The sequence below is a fragment of the Cohnella rhizosphaerae genome (genome assembly GCF_029525575.1).
Lineage (GTDB): Bacteria > Bacillota > Bacilli > Paenibacillales > Paenibacillaceae > Cohnella > Cohnella rhizosphaerae.
In genome coordinates, this window is record NZ_JAPDIA010000009.1 from 962629 (window position 1) to 978383 (window position 15755).

7 protein-coding genes and 2 pseudogenes are annotated in these 15755 nt (G+C 59.0%); all 9 read left to right on the forward strand.

The window, feature by feature from the left end; genetic code table 11:
* Positions 1-192: 192 nt before the first annotated feature.
* Positions 193-5865, forward strand: coding sequence for a hypothetical protein (locus tag OMP40_RS38525; RefSeq protein ID WP_277539507.1), 5673 nt, complete (start codon positions 193-195; stop codon positions 5863-5865).
* On the forward strand, positions 5822-11392 hold the full coding sequence (locus OMP40_RS38530; protein ID WP_277539508.1) for a DUF4073 domain-containing protein: 5571 nt from the start codon (positions 5822-5824) through the stop codon (positions 11390-11392). Before OMP40_RS38525 ends, OMP40_RS38530 begins: the two co-directional genes overlap by 44 nt.
* 112 nt (positions 11393-11504) lie before the next feature.
* Entirely contained in the window at positions 11505-12116 is a 612-nt protein-coding gene (locus tag OMP40_RS38535) for an S-layer homology domain-containing protein (protein WP_277539756.1), read from the forward strand.
* Positions 12117-12379: 263 nt separating this feature from the next.
* Positions 12380-12850, forward strand: a pseudogene (locus OMP40_RS38540) (penicillin-binding protein 2); the annotation flags it as partial.
* An 88-nt stretch (positions 12851-12938) separates the two neighbouring features.
* Positions 12939-12992, forward strand: a pseudogene (locus OMP40_RS38545) (hypothetical protein); the annotation flags it as partial.
* 466 nt (positions 12993-13458) lie between these two features.
* Complete coding sequence (locus OMP40_RS38550; protein WP_277539509.1) at positions 13459-13761, forward strand: hypothetical protein; 303 nt, start codon at positions 13459-13461, stop codon at positions 13759-13761.
* Complete coding sequence (locus OMP40_RS38555; RefSeq protein ID WP_277539510.1) at positions 13685-14443, forward strand: penicillin-binding transpeptidase domain-containing protein; 759 nt, start codon at positions 13685-13687, stop codon at positions 14441-14443. Before OMP40_RS38550 ends, OMP40_RS38555 begins: the two co-directional genes overlap by 77 nt.
* 54 nt (positions 14444-14497) lie before the next feature.
* Entirely contained in the window at positions 14498-15241 is a 744-nt protein-coding gene (locus OMP40_RS38560) for a Cof-type HAD-IIB family hydrolase (RefSeq protein ID WP_277539511.1), read from the forward strand.
* Between the two features lie 7 nt (positions 15242-15248).
* A complete protein-coding gene (locus OMP40_RS38565; protein WP_090110652.1) occupies positions 15249-15728 on the forward strand; it encodes a DUF456 domain-containing protein in 480 nt (159 codons plus the stop codon).
* Positions 15729-15755 lie beyond the last annotated feature (27 nt).

Consider the following 15755-nt stretch of genomic DNA (forward strand, 5'->3'; position numbering starts at 1 on the left):
TCAGAGCCATTTGATATCATTCGCTCGAGAATGCTCGAAAAACGTCTAATTATGGATTTTTTTATCGGAGATCGTCGTCTCCGAAAAGCCCGCACGACGCTGCAGGTTGACATGTATTTCTAAAGGAGCGGATTCCATTTGATCACTCGCAGTCCATCTTTTGCAGCAAAGTGGTTATCGGCCCTGCTGGCATTGTTGCTGGTACTGGGTCAATTTACGTTTTACCCGCATAAGGCGGCAGCCGCGGACAACTTAAGCTGGACGGCGTTGAATAATCCTCCGTTAGGTTCTGGTCAGCAGATCAACGATGTCCTATATGGCGGAGGAAGATTCGTAGCCGTTAGTCAGGGGCTCAATAACCGGCAAATTGTCACTTCCGTAGACGGGGTCCGCTGGACGAATACGACTAACGACCTCACGACCGAAGCAATGGTTGCAGTCGCATACGGCGGGGGCGTCTATATCGCTGTCGGCAATGGCGGCGTCATAAGCCGGTCTACTGACGGCGTTAATTGGAGCAAGGTCGCTCCCTCTCCCACTTCAAACAGTTTGACGATGGTCAAATATTTGAACAACAAGTTCTGGGCTGTTGGCGTGTCCGGGACGGTCATGTCTTCGGCGGATGGCCTGACCTGGAACGTGGGCGTCTATCCCGACGTTACCGCTACCAATACGATCATCGATATTGATTATAAGGACGGCAAATACGCAGTTGGGGATTCGAATGGGAAAGTCTATTTTTCCACGACCGGCGGAACAGGTTCCTGGGGCAGCGGTACGTCCCTGGCTCCGGCTCAGATTCAAATTAATTATCTCGCCAATCTGAACGGAATCTGGTTTGCTATTGACGCCAACGGTAAAGTTTATAAATCAACTGATGGTTCCAACTGGAGTTCCTTCACTTTGGCCAAGCAGGTGTTCGGAGCCACGTACGGCAACGGCACCTATGTAATCTATTCGCAGTCGGGAGGCAGCGTCTTTACGTCGACGGATGCTTCTAACTGGACGGAAGTGAGCTTGCCCTCCGGGGCGACGTGGTACGGTATGACTTATGGCAACGGCGCTTTTATATTGGTCGGCAATAATGGTTATATCCTGCGCTCGACCGACGGCGCCAACTGGACGACGGTCGATCCGTTCGTCAACCGGGCGATTTATAACAACGGTCTTTATGTAGCGGTGGGCAACAACTCCCCGTCAGGCACTATTTTTGGCACCATTTTGAGTTCGACTGACGGTATGGCATGGACAAACCGGTTGACGACAGCTGGCAATTTAACAAGTGTGGCATACGGCAACAACCGCTATGCTGCGGTCGGCACTGGCGGCAAAATCTATACGTCTGCCGACGGGATCAGTTGGGCATCCGTCACGCCGACCAATACAACTGAAAATTTGGCGGGCATTCGATATGTGAACGGGAAGTTTATGGCCGTTGGGGCGAACGGAACGCTGGTGGTCTCGACCGATGGCACGACTTGGACTGCGCCGGGGTCGACGGGCTTGAGCGGCAGTTTAACTTCCGTAGCCTACGGCAACGGAAAATATCTCATTAGCGGAAACGCTTCTTCGCTTTGGTATTCGTCCGATGGAGCGACGTGGGAAAAAACGACAGCAGGCAGTTCAGGCACCATCGCATACAACGATGTAATTTATGCAGGGAACAAATTTGTCGCGGCCGGAGGTAGCGTTAACATTTATACCTCGCCGGACGGTGTGATTTGGACGCAGCGCAAGTCGGGAACCGGTACAATCAACGGCCTGGCTTATGAAAACGGCATGTATGTCGCCGTCGGTACGGGCGGAATGATCTATTCTTCGACGGACGGCGAGACATGGACGGCGGAGACGTCGAATGTATCTTCGATTCTAAGATCGGTTCATTACGACGGGAGCCGATTCTACGCCATAGGCGCATACCTAGGGATGACAACGGCTGCCTACGGCGTGAATTCGTCGGTTGTCCTGCAAACGGCCGTTGCCGACGGCGCGGCGGCCACGACGACGTCGACGAAGATCGACCTGACGTTCGATGCGGATGTGGCGGGTCTGACAGACGCTGACATCACGCTTACGAACGGCACGGGCGCCGCAGTCAAGGGCGCGCTTACAGGCTCGGGCAAGAACTGGAGCATCGCGCTTAGCTCGGTGACGACCGAAGGAGACGTGTCGGTAGCGGTCGCTTCTCCGAGCGGGTATACGATCGGCGGCTCGCAGAAGACGGTTGCGGTGTACAAGGCCACGGAGCCGTCATCTGGAGGCAACCACGGGTCGTTACTGTTCGACGTGCAGTCTGGCCGGGCGCTTTCTTCCGGGATGCTGGGCGGTTACAATGCGAGCAAATCCAAGGGTGCCGTCGCCGTGGTCGATTCGAACGCGCTCGGTTTTGACAATCTGGCGCGCCAGATTTATTCGTTCGACGGCAAAATATACGGCATTTTCGCTACGCCGGACAACAAGCCGGGCGGATATTTCGGCAGCTTCGACGGTACGAGCATCACGTATTATGGCTCGTCGAGACTGACGGAGACCGAACAGATCGTCGAGACCGGCGGATATCTTTACTTCGCCACTGTCGACCAAGACAGCCAAAACCGAGGCTTGTATCGATTCGACCAAGCGAGCGGAGCGGTAGAGCTGCTCACGGCTCCCGGTCACGGACCTCAGTACGGTTTGCCGCTTGCCGTATATAACGGCGGCGTGTACTTCTTCCCCGCAGGCGACAATACGCTTGCCCGCTGGAACGGAAGTGCCGTCGAGCAGGTCTCGCCGGTATACGAGTATTCGTCCGACGATCGTATGGCTGTCGTCAACGGGAAGCTGTATTTTTCGGCCAAGGATGCTGCGGGCAATCACAATGTCGAGATGTACAGCTATGACGGCACGAGCGTCGCCCAGGTGACGAACCGGGACGAGAGCAACAACAACTTTCCGAACACCGGATTTTTTCATACGACCGCGTTTGACGGAAAAGTGTTTTATATCGGCGGCGACCCTGGTGCTTCGTCCAACGTGGCGGGATACGATGCCAGATGGTTAAGATCGATTCATGCAAGCAATACCGTTACGACCGAATATGCGTCCGGGACGACGGCCAAAGTCGACGGGCTCTGGTCCGCTGGCGACAAGCTATACTTCTCTCTAAGTCGGGACGGACAAAGCTTCAAGGAGCTATATCGCTACGAGTCGACGGGAAATGCAACCAAGCTTTCGAATTTTACGGGCGGGCAGGCTGAATTCACGAACGTCATCAGCTATTCAGGCGATGTGTATGCGACAACGACGGTCGGACTTTATCGTCTCGATCCCGTGACGGACAGTCTAGAACAGGTAGCTGCGTTCCCTGATTTGGCGGGAGACGAGTGGGAAAATACCATCTATTCGGAGACGGCCGTCCTGTTTGACGGCCCGATGGCGCCGATGGTCACGAATATCGTGAATTTGACTGCCGTAATGCCGGGCGATACGGTGGCGGCGGCTCCTGCTGCCGTCGTGTCCGACATCGATTCCGATACGCTTGCATCCGCCAAGGTGACGATCGGCAGCGGCCGGTCGGCAGGCGATGCGCTATCGTTCACGCCGGCGCACGGCATTACCGGGACCTTCGATGCGTCCAGCGGTATATTGTCGCTCTCGGGTACGGCTAACGTTGCCGATTACGAGTCGGTGCTCAGGTCGGTCCTTTATACGGCAGGGTCTGCGCCGGGCGATCGGGAGATAAGGTTCGACCTGACGGACAGCGAAGGACATGCCTCCTGGACCGCGGCACCCGCGGCGGCGGCAAAAATCGCGGTTGGCTATGCGGGCGGATCGATCGTGTCGCTCGGATTCGATACGGCGCCTTCGGAGGCGGATGAGGTGCATACCGACCTGGTCGAATATCCGGACGCTGGCTTGCAAGGCATTCAGATTGGCGTGTCTTCTGCGGACGATACGCAAGAGTTTGGAATCATCTACGATGATGAATACCAAGGACTAAGGATAGACTCGGACTTTGTCAGCGAGCCGGCACAGCTGACCGTAAAGTCGAAGAACGGAAAAGAATTCGATATGCAAGGCTTCAAGTTCCAAAACGACGCGGGGGCTCCGCTCAGCGATACCGTCGTCACGGGCTTTAAAAACGGCATACAAACCGCTCAGAAGACTGTATATGTAAGCATGTATGGTCCGATGACTTTAATGCTGCTGCCTGCGGACTTCGACGATGTCGACGAGGTTACGCTCGAGCTTGGGCCTAAATCCGTCGATATGAACGGGACAGGAATCTCCGGGCTGCTGGACGACGTGCTGATCTTAAACAAGCCGGCCGGCAGCGCGAGCGGCGATGCAGGTCTCTCCAGCGTACTTGGCCAATCGGATGCCGTTCCGGGGGGCGGAGATGGCGCAACGGCCGCAGCGCCCATTTCTTGGTCGGTAAACGTTGGAAATGCTGTCGACGAGTTAGGGCTTGCCGACATTATGTCGACAGACGCGAATGCGACAGTCGCGCTCTACAGCGGTAGCGACTTCGCGACAGGCGCGATCGCAGGGTCTTCGACGCTGCCGCTTACGGCAGGCACGCCGGCGATCGCTTATATCAAAGTGACGGCCGAGGACGGCACGACGGTAAAATACTTCGCCGTGACCGTTAACCGAGCCGCGTCCGCTGCCCCTGCCTACACGATCAACGGCACCTCGCAGCCTTGGCAGGATGCTACGCTCTCGGCGGACGGCGATGTGCTGGAGATCACGACGGACGATTCTCCCGCTTCGGCGATGCGCATTCACGTGACCGCCCCTGCGGGTTCGACGGTCACGCTGAAGGGCAAGGCCGGCAAAATCTATGACAAGGTGTATGTGCTGGTCGACGAGCCGATTACGTTGAAGCTTGAAAACTTCAATATCGCGGCACCCGCCGGCGACACCTACAACGGTATCGGCTTCGTCAAGCACAACAGTCCCGGCGATATCGTGCTTGAAATGGCGGGGAGCAATACGATCGAGGGCTTCAACGGCATTTTTTCGGATTCCAACCATCAGCTTACGATTAAAGGGACGGGTACGCTAATTGCGAAGGGACGTACCGCGGCCGATCTAGCCGCCGATAGCGGCAACGGCTTCTACATGCTGTCGGACACCGCAAGCGGAAATACCAATCCCGTCGCTTCGCTGACGGTGGACGGCAGCGTCACGGTCAAGGCGTACGGCGGCGATTCCGCAGGCGTCTCGGGCGGCAGCGGCATTGCGCTAAATTGGGGCAATCTGCTGATTAAGAGCGGCGACGTGGAGGCGTACGGCGGCAAGACGGATGGTGACCGTACCAACCTTTCGGCCGGCTCCGGCGTCACTCGCCGGGGAGGGGCAGGCGTCTACCTGGAGGAGTTCGGCTCCCAAGGACAGGCAGGCAAGCTAACCGTCGAAGGCGGCTCGCTGAAAGCTATCGGCGGAGAGGCGCTGGCGGAGAATGTTCGGGGCGATTTCTACGAGGGCGGCAGAGGCATCCGGGCTTACCAAAGCGTATTCGTCAGCGGCGGCACGGTGCAGAGCACCGGCGGGGCCAGCGCTTCGCAAAAGGGCGGCGACGGCATTTTTACGCTGAAACTCGATATTACGGGCGCTGCTGCGTCGGTTACGGCAAACGGCGGCAATGGCGGCACGAGCATGCCCGGCATTGAAGCGGGCGCAGGACTGTACGTGACGAACGACATCGTCATCGACGGCAGCACGGTGTCGGCTGCAGGCGGCCAAGGCATGGCGAGCGAATTCGGGATCTATTCGCCGAGCGGCAGCCTGACGATCAAGGGCGGAGCGGACGTGACCGCTTCCGGCGGCAGCGGGTCAGGTGCCGGAGCGTCGGGGGGGGCCGGCGGTTTACACATCGGGTAGTATCGTCGTCACCGGCTCGTCGCGGATCAATGCGACTGGCGGTAGCGGGCAATCGAATGGCTCTCATGCCCTGTTTTCCTATATGGGCCAAATAACGATTAACGACAACGCGGCCGTTACGGCAATTGGCGGTAATGGCACTACCGGCGTTGGCGGCGCCGGCCTGCGTGCCTTTGGCAGCGGCAACGGCAACACGGTCGAGATCGCTAGCGACGCAGGCGACGTCTATGTGCGCGGCGGTCAAGGTGCGACTGTGACGCGGCCGGCTGTCATTGCAAAGGATGTTTGGATCGCGTCCGGCAACGTCGGGCCAATCGCCATGGAGGGCACGGGCAATCCGCGCTCGATCACTAATAAATCCGGCGGCGACGACGTCTACCTGGTGACCGTCACGACGAATCCGGCCGCGGCGACATCGGTAATTTCGCAAGTGAGCGGAACGCTGGCCGGCAATTATACGTATAAGGCGCCTACGATGGCGGACGGCCTCGCTTATATGTGGCTGCCTTCGGGGACGCAGACGGTAGGAGCGGCAGGTTATCAAGACAAGACGCCGAACGTAGCGACGGACGATACGGCATCCGCCGAATTAACGCCGCTTCCGGCAATCGCTCATTTGAAGCACGGCAGCACGACGACCGATTATACAAGCATCCAGGCTGCTATCGACGCATCAGTGGACGGCGATACAGTCACGATCGAGGCAGGCACGTACCGGGGCCAGTTGACGGTCACGAAAAATATCACGCTTGAAGGCGCGGGCATCGGCCAGACGATCATTGAATCTCCGGATTCCGACGCGTTGGTTGCTGCCAGCTGGAAGACGCTTAAAAATCAAACCTTCTATCCTGTCATCGGCGTCAAGACGTCGACGAATGGAAATGTCGTCATTAAGAATCTGACGATAGACGGGCGCAAGCAGGGCTATATCGCCGCGCTTAACGGGGACGCCGCCGCCTATACGTTCATCGGCCTCGCAGTACGCGATACTACGGCGACGATCGACCAGGTAAAGGTCATCGATGTGCGGGACGTTTATTCGGATTACAGCGGAAGCCCGGTCGCTCCGCTGCCAGTCGATTATATGCCGCAAGATCAACCTTCAGGCGCAAATCATAACGAGAGCATCCTGCTGGAGGGCGCGGCCGGCGCAGGCGCGCACAAGGTGACGGTACAGAACTCGGAAATCGTTCGTTTCCACAAGACAGGCATTCTTGCCTGGGGACCGACGCTCGAGGTCGACATTCACGACAACAAAATACAGGGTCACGGCAAGACGCTGTACAGCACGGGCAACGGCATCCAAATCTCATCCTCGGACTGGAGCAATTACGGCGGAAGCGACCGCCGAGGCACGACCGGGATCGTGAAGGACAACGAGATTTATGACATCGGTCTGGTCATTCCGGAGCCGGGAGAGACGGGCTCTTACCTGAATCTCGGGCTGGGCGGACCGACGGGAATTCTGTTATATGAAGCTGGCGAAGGCTTTGTCGTCGAAGGCAATACCATTACGGGCCCTTCCGTTCCGGCTTGGCATAACAGCGCGACGTCCAATGACGGCGGCTATTCGAACGACGGCATCGGGTTCAGCTACAGCAAGGACCTGACGATCCGGAACAATACGATCACGGGCTTCGGTGCCGGAATCGTTGAGGGAGGAGCCGCGACAGGCACAACGATCGAAGACAATACGCTCAGCGACAATGAACTGGATATCTGGACGCTGTCGGGAGACGATACGATTAAGCTGGGGGCCGGCGCCGAAACGGTTGCTTACAACCGCACGGACAATGGCATCGATACGATCGAAGGCTTTGGCTCAGGCGACCGTCTGAACATCATCGGCTTCATGAACGGATCGGTGAACGGCGAGATCGGCACGTTGGCAAATGCCGTTTATTTCACCGAGACAGGCGGCTCTTCGGTCATTAACGGTTATTCGGACGCGCAACCGGTCGTCGACTTCACGGGCGGAAGCGTGACGGCAGGCGACGGTACGAACGTGGCGGCCTACTCGATGGAGGTATCCGTATCGGGCGGCGTGACGACGTTGTATATCGATACGGAAGGCGACGACGATGCGGCGGAGCTCGTCATCAAGCTGGCAGGCGTATACGGGCCAGGTAACTTTAAGTTGGATGGCGGCTACATTTCTTATGTAACGCTGGTTCCTGCCACGGGTCTGACGGTAACATCGACGGACCCGACCGGCGCAGAAAATGACGGGAAGACGAAGATTGATGTGACCGAGACGGTGCCGAGCGGCCACAAGCTGGTGTACTTGAACTTAGGCACGGGTACGGTAGTCGTACCGAACGTTGGAGACACGTTGAGCGGCTACACGGATCTGCCGAACGACGGTCTGGTGACCGCCGCAAACGGCGACAAGATCGGTGTCGCGGAAGTGGACGCAGCCGGCAAGGTCGTACACTTCGGCCAGACGACGGCGAGCGTATCGAATACGCCGGGCACGACGCCGGAGACGACGCCGAATGCGACGATTAGCTACAGCGACGAGATGCTTACGGGTCTGGCACCGGGAGCGGACTATCTGATCGGCGGCGTGAGCAAGACGTCCGACGGCAGCGGCAAGCTCGCGATCGAAGCTGACTGGATCGGCACCTCGATCTCCATCGTGAAGGTCGGCGACGGATCGACGACGACGAACTCGGCACCGCAGACGCTGGTTGTGCCATCGCGTCCGACCGCGCCGACGGGCGTCGGCAAGACGGACGCGACTTCGGCCGGGAATGACGGCACGATAACCGGCGTCACCGGCGAGCTGGAGTACAAGAAGGGCGCCGCGGGTTCCTGGACGCCGATTACCGGTACGACGGTAACGGGTTTGGCACCGGACACCTGCTATGTGCGTACGACCGCAACGGCAACAACGTTTGCATCAGAGGCGACGTCGGTGACGGTAGGTGCGTTCACGGCGACGCCGGAGACGACGCCGAATGCGGCGATCAGCTACAGCGACGAGATGCTGACGGGTCTGACGCCAGGCGCTACCTATCTGATCGGCGGCGTGAGCAAGACGGCCGACGGCAGCGGCAAGCTCGCGATCGAAGCTGACTGGCTTGGCACATCGCTGTCGATCGTGAAGGTCGGCGACGGATCGACGACGAACTCGGCACCGCAGACGCTGGTTGTGCCATCGCGTCCGGCCGCGCCGACCGGCGTCGGCAAGACGGACGCGACTTCGGCCGGGAATGACGGCACGATAACCGGCGTCACCGGCGAGCTGGAGTACAAGAAGGGCGCCGCGGGTTCCTGGACGCCGATTACCGGTACGACGGTAACGGGTTTGGCACCGGACACCTACTATGTGCGTACGACCGCAACGGCAACAACGTTTGCATCAGAGGCGACGTCGGTGACGGTAGGTGCGTTCACGGCAACGCCGGAGACGACGCCGAATGCGACGATCAGCTTCAGCGACGAGATGCTTACGGGTCTGGCACCGGGAGCGGACTATCTGATCGGCGGCGTGAGCAAGACGGCCGACGGCAGCGGCAAGCTTACGATCGAAGCCGGCTGGATTGGCACCTCGATCTCCATCGTGAAAGTCGGCGACGGATCGACGACGAACTCGGCACCGCAGACGCTGGTTGTGCCATCGCGTCCGGCCGCGCCGACGGGCGTCGGCAAGACGGACGCGACTTCGGCCGGGAATGACGGCACGATAACCGGCGTCACCGGCGGGCTGGAGTACAAGAAGGGCGCCGCGGGTTCCTGGACGCCGATTACCGGTACGACGGTAACGGGTTTGGCACCGGACACCTACTATGTGCGTACGGCCGCAACGGCAACAACGTTTGCATCAGAGGCGACGTCGGTGACGGTAGGTGCGTTCACGGCGACGCCGGAGACGACGCCGAATGCGACGATTAGCTACAGCGACGAGATGCTTACGGGTCTGGCACCGGGAGCGGACTATCTGATCGGCGGCGTGAGCAAGACGTCCGACGGCAGCGGCAAGCTCGCGATCGAAGCCGGCTGGATCGGCACCTCGCTGTCGATCGTGAAGGTCGGCGACGGATCGACGACGACCGACTCTGCGGCACAGTCGCTGAGCATCCCGTCCCGTCCGGTCGCGCCGGCCGTGACGGCCGACGATGCCGCCAATATCGTTGCCGGACTCGCCATCGGCATGGAATACGCAGTCGACGGCGGCTCCTTTGTGAAGTACGACGGCACGAACGCGCCGGACCTGTCCGGCGTGCATACGGTCCAAGTTCGTACTTCGGCTACCGCAACCGCACTGGCTGGTTCGGCGGCGACGTTGAACTTCACGTTGAACGCGCCTGCGGCGCCGAATGTCTCGGCCAACGATACGACGGATACGATTATCGGTGCGGATGCGACGATGGAGTACGCGATCGACGGCGGCGGATGGGTCTCTTACGATCCGGCGCATCCACCTGTCTTGAGCGGCAACCATACGGTGAAGGTACGCGTAAAAGCGAGCGGCGATACGCCGGCGGGCGAGGAGAAGACGATCGTCTTCACGGCAAACGGTACCTATAGCGTGCTCGGCACGGTAGTGGATGACGCGCCTGACGCGAACTACAGTATCGGCGCGACCGTGAAGGTGATGAAGGGGAACGTTCAGATCGGCTCGACGGCCATGACCGATACGAACGGGCGTTTCAAGGTTACGGGCGTGCCGAACGGGACTTATAACCTTGTCGTGACCAAAGCCGATCAGATCATTACCGTCGCGGTGACCGTCAAGGATCAGGACTACGACTTCAGTCCGCGATTCCTGGTGTTGCCGAGGGGCAACAAGAACAGCGCGCTCGTCATCAAGGGAGACACGCCAAGCGTTGTCGTAGACGGCCTGAACGACCTTTTCGCCGATTCGCAACATGCTTATACGGCCGAGGATCAGCAGCTTGTCGCTGACGGCGGATCGATCAAGATCACGCTGGGCGTGGAGAAGCAGGACGAAGCCTCTGCGACAGGCGCCTCCGAGCTGCGGAATCTGGCAGGCGGACAAAGCTTCGATCTGTATCTGGACATGACGCTGACCAAAACGCGGACCGATACGTCCAACCAGACGACCAGCACCGCGCTGTCTACGGTAGGCAGCCTGTTGAAAATTATCGTTCCATACGATCTTTCGAACAAAACGAACGTTACGGTCTATCGCTATCATGACGGCGCGGCGCAAAAAAATGACGCTGCTCGCCCTGTCCGCGGCAACGCCGGCATCGGAAGGCTATATGCTCGACGCAGCCGGCGACCAGATTATCGTATGGGCGCAGAACTTCTCGACCTATGCGATCGCCTATGGCGAGATCGACTCGCCTCCAGGTCCCGCAACCGTCGGCAGCGTGGTCATCGCCGCGAGTGCGGATGCAGGCGGCAGCATCAGTCCTGCGGGGAACGTCGCAGTGACCCGCGGCGGCAGCCAGACCTTTGCGATTACGCCGGACAAGGGATATGCGATCTCCGATGTGACGGTGGACGGCAAGAGCGTGGGCAAGGTTGGGAGTTATACGTTCGCCAACGTGACTGAGACGCACACGATCAAAGCCTTTTTCGCAAAAGAAAAAATCGTCGGACTGCCGTTCTACGTTGTTGACGGCATCAAGGTATTCATCGGCTTCTCTTCCGACGCATCGGGCACGATGAAGTATATCGCGCCTGCCGGCAAGACGGTGGAATTCCAGGACAACCGCAAGACGTTTGCCGATATCGCGAGCCATTGGGGCAAGTCCTATATCGACTTCGTCGCCGAGCGCGAGCTCTTCGTCGGCGTCAGCGACCTGCATTTTGCTCCGAACGCGGGAATGACCCGCGCCATGCTCGCGACCGTCATCGGACGCTTGTACGAGAGTAGCTACGGCCCTTTGGCGACGAGCGGAGCCCATGTCTTCACGGACGCGGATTACGACAGCTGGTACGGCGCGTATCTGGATTGGGCGGCAAGCAGCGGGATCATTCAGGGCGTGGGCGGCAACCGGTTCGATCCGGACCGCCAGGTGACGCGTCAGGAAACGGCCGCGATGCTCTATCGCTTCGCGCAATACATCAAAGCGGATACGAGCGTTGCCCCAGAGGCGATGCCGGATTATTCCGACGCATCATCCATTGAAGCCTGGGCGCGTCAAGCCGTTCTGTACGGCCAGCAAGCCGGGATCTTCACCGGTCGGGGCGGCAACAGCTTCGCGCCGAAGGAGACGGCGACGAGAGCGGAAGTTGCGGCCATTCTGCAGCGGTTTATCGAGACGATCGTCTAAATTTAATGCCAGGCACCGGCCCTGCTCTCCTTGAGCGGCGGCCGGTGCTTTTTTTATGCAAGGTCTCTTGATGCAGTAGAACCGGTCGCCTGCCCCGGCGCTTCATTTATGCTAGAATGATAGAGAGTCCGAGCCGGGAGGGAAGCTTCGAGATGAACGTCGAAGTCAAGACAGAAGAGCAGAAAAAAAAGGAAATTCGCAACCGTCGTCACTTCAGCATCCGGCTGAACGTTTTTTTCATGCTCACTTTTCTTCTATTTTCCATGCTGATTGTGCGGTTGGCGTATCTCCAGTTCGTTGAAGGTCCGAGCCTTAAGGAGCGACAGACGAGTCTGATCACGAAGGGCGTGTCCATCCCGCCGATCCGCGGCAATATTTACGATTCCAAGGGGCAGCCGATCGCCTACTCGATCTCGACGCAGTCTCTTTATTTTACGCTCAAGACCGGCATGAAGCAGGAGACGGCAGAGGCGTTGGCCGCGAAGCTCGTCAAGCTGTTCGACGAAAAGGGCGACAAGTCGGCCAAGCCGGTGACCGCCGAAGACGTCGTGAACGCCATGGACATCAAAGGAAGAACGCATTTGCCGTTCCAGCAGCGGCGGATCAAGTCGGGGTTGACGAAGGAAGAGATCGCCTATCTCAGCGAACACCGCGACGAATATCCGGACGTGGAGATCGTCGAGGAGAGCATCCGCCAGTACAGTCCCGATCGGGTAGCCGCTCAGTTGGTCGGTTATATGGCCAAGATGAAGGGCGCCAAAGAAAATCTCGATTTTTATAAAAAAAATCAACGAAGACCAATCGGACCCTGCGCTGAAGTATCTGGACACGGAAGATGTCGGCTACGACGGCATCGAGCTCATGTACCAGAAGGAGTTGCGGGGTCTGAATGGATACAAGTCGTATCAGATAGACAGCATGAGCCGGATCGTCGGCGATATGAAGCTGACCAAGCCGGTCAAAGGGCAGAACCTTTATCTGACGATCAACCGCAACGTTCAGCTCACCGCGCAGCAGGCGATCCTCGACCAGATCGCGACGACCCGCGCTTCTACCGCCAAGACGCTCAAGGACGCCCAGCCGACGACGGGTTATGCGGTCGCGATCGAAGTGGCGACGGGCAAGGTCGTGGCGATGGCGAGCATGCCGGATTACGATACGAATGTATGGCAGGGGGGGCATCAGCCAGGAGGAGCTCGACGAGATCACGCCTGCGATGGGCAACGGCGCGATTCGAGAAGTATTTCCGCCATACAAGGACCCGAAGGAGCGCTCGCAGCATCCGACGTCGCTCGTACCGCTTGGGTCTACGCAGAAACCGCTGACGATATTGACGGGTCTGATGGAAAAGTTAATCACGCCGTCGTCTACTTGGAACGATCCGGGCTACTTCCAGTTCGGCCGCGACGGCCAAGCCGAGGTACAGAACGCCAGCCGCGCTTACAATGGCGTGCTAACGCCGACGAAGGCGATCGCCAAGTCTTCGAACGCCTTTATGGCCAAAATGGTAGGCAACGAGCTGTATCTGCGAAAAGGGAAAAAAAAGCGTCGACATCTGGGACCAGCATATGAAGGAATTCGGTCTCGGCGTCAAGACCGGCAGCGGGCTTCCGAAAGAATCGCCCGGCATCGTGGATTACTATAACAGCGCGACGCGGGACAGCTACCAGTCCGCGATGATCTACGCCTCCTTCGGGCAGCAGGGCAAGTATACGGCGCTGCAGCTTGCGCAGTACGCCGCTACGCTCGCGAGCCACGGCAAGCGCATGAAGCCGCTGCTCGTCGACCATACGACCGATGCGGAAGGCAATGTCGTGACGAATATGAAGCCCGAGGTTCTGAACGAGATCGACCTGCCGGATTCGTACTGGAGAACGATCGAGAACGGCATGGCGCAGGTCAAGGTCGAAGGCTTCGACAACGTGCGCTACGACTTTTATCGGAAAACCGGTACGTCACAGCAGCAAGGCGTCGGCAAGCGCAAGTTCGTCGAAAACGCCGTCTTCATCTCCTTCGCCCCGCAGGATAAGCCGAAGCTCGCGGTTGCGGTCATCGTGCCGGACGGCGGTTACGGCGGCTGGGGCGCCGCGCCGATCGCGCGCAAGATTTTCGACGCGTACGACGCCGAGGTCGGACTGACGGACGCAGGTCCGCGGCCGCCGCTCGGATCGAACGCGGGGGATCGATATGACGCAGCAGCCTTAAGAGGACGGCGTCCCAGACTGATGTCCGATCCACTCCCGTCCCGTCCTTGCCAAGCCTCTGTCCCGCCGCGTTGTTGCGGCCGGGCGGGGGGCTTGTCGTTTTTTACCCCTCGATTATGTTAGAATGACTTAGATTGCAAGCAGGCTGCGGCCGCATCAGAAGGAGTGGTAGGCTAGGTGGTCAGATACAAGCTGCTGGCGCTCGATCTGGACGGGACGCTGCTGAACGACCGGCAGGAGATCAGCGAAGAGAACAAGAAGTGGATTCGAAAAGCGAGCGAGGCCGGCGTGACGGTCATCGCATCGACGGGCCGGGGCTTCCCGACGGCGCTGCCGATCGTCGAGCAGTTGGAACTGCAGACGCCGATGATCACCGTCAACGGCGGCGAGATCTGGACGAAGCCGAACAGCATTCATCGGCGCATCCCGATGGACACGGACAAGATCATGAAGCTCCACATGCTGGCCGAGCGGCACCCGGTCGCCTGGTTCTGGGCTTACGCGACGGACGGCATTTACAACAAAGAAAAATGGGTGGACGACACGTATTCCCGCACGTGGCTGAAGTTCGGTTACTACGACGAGGACGCATCGGTCATCGCGAAGCTGTGGGAAGAGCTGCTGACGTGGGAGGGCCTCGAGCTGAGCAATTCGTCGCCCTTCAACATCGAAGTGAACCCGGCCGGCGTGAGCAAGGCGGCGGCGATCGAAGAGGTGTGCCGCATGATCGGCTGCGACATCTCCGAAGCGGTAGCGGTCGGCGACAGCCTGAACGATCTGGCGGCGATACGCGCTGCGGGCCTTGGCGTCGCGATGGGCAACGCGCAGGACGCGGTCAAGGCGGAGGCGGACGTCGTGACGGGCACGAACAACGAGCACGGCGTGGCGCAAGTGATTCAAAACTATATTTTAAAGGCGTGATGTCCGAATGGATATACTGGGCTGGGTACTCGTCATCGCATTGTTCGCGATCGGTCTCGCAGGCGCCGTCTATCCGATCCTGCCGGGGGCGCTGGCGATCTATTTCGCCTTTTTCGTGTACGGCTGGTTTTTCTCGTTCGAGCCGTTCGGCTGGTGGTTCTGGAGCTTCCAGACGCTGATCGTCATCATTTTGTTCGTCGCGGATTACGTCGTGAACGCCTGGGGCGTCAAGCGCTTCGGCGGCTCCAAGGCGAGCGTCTGGGGCAGCACGATCGGGGTGCTCATCGGGCCGTTCGTCATCCCCGCCTTCGGCCTGATCATCGGCCCGTTCGCGGGCGCCTTCCTCGGCGAGCTCGTGAGCGGATCGAACGTGAAAAAGGCGATGCTCGTCGGCTGGGGCTCGCTCGTCGGGCTGTTCACCAGCACGGTGGCGAAGGTTATCTTCCAGGTGGCGATGATCGTCATCTTCTTCATCTGGCTAATCTAGCGATAGGACTGATACCCGTAGATGGTT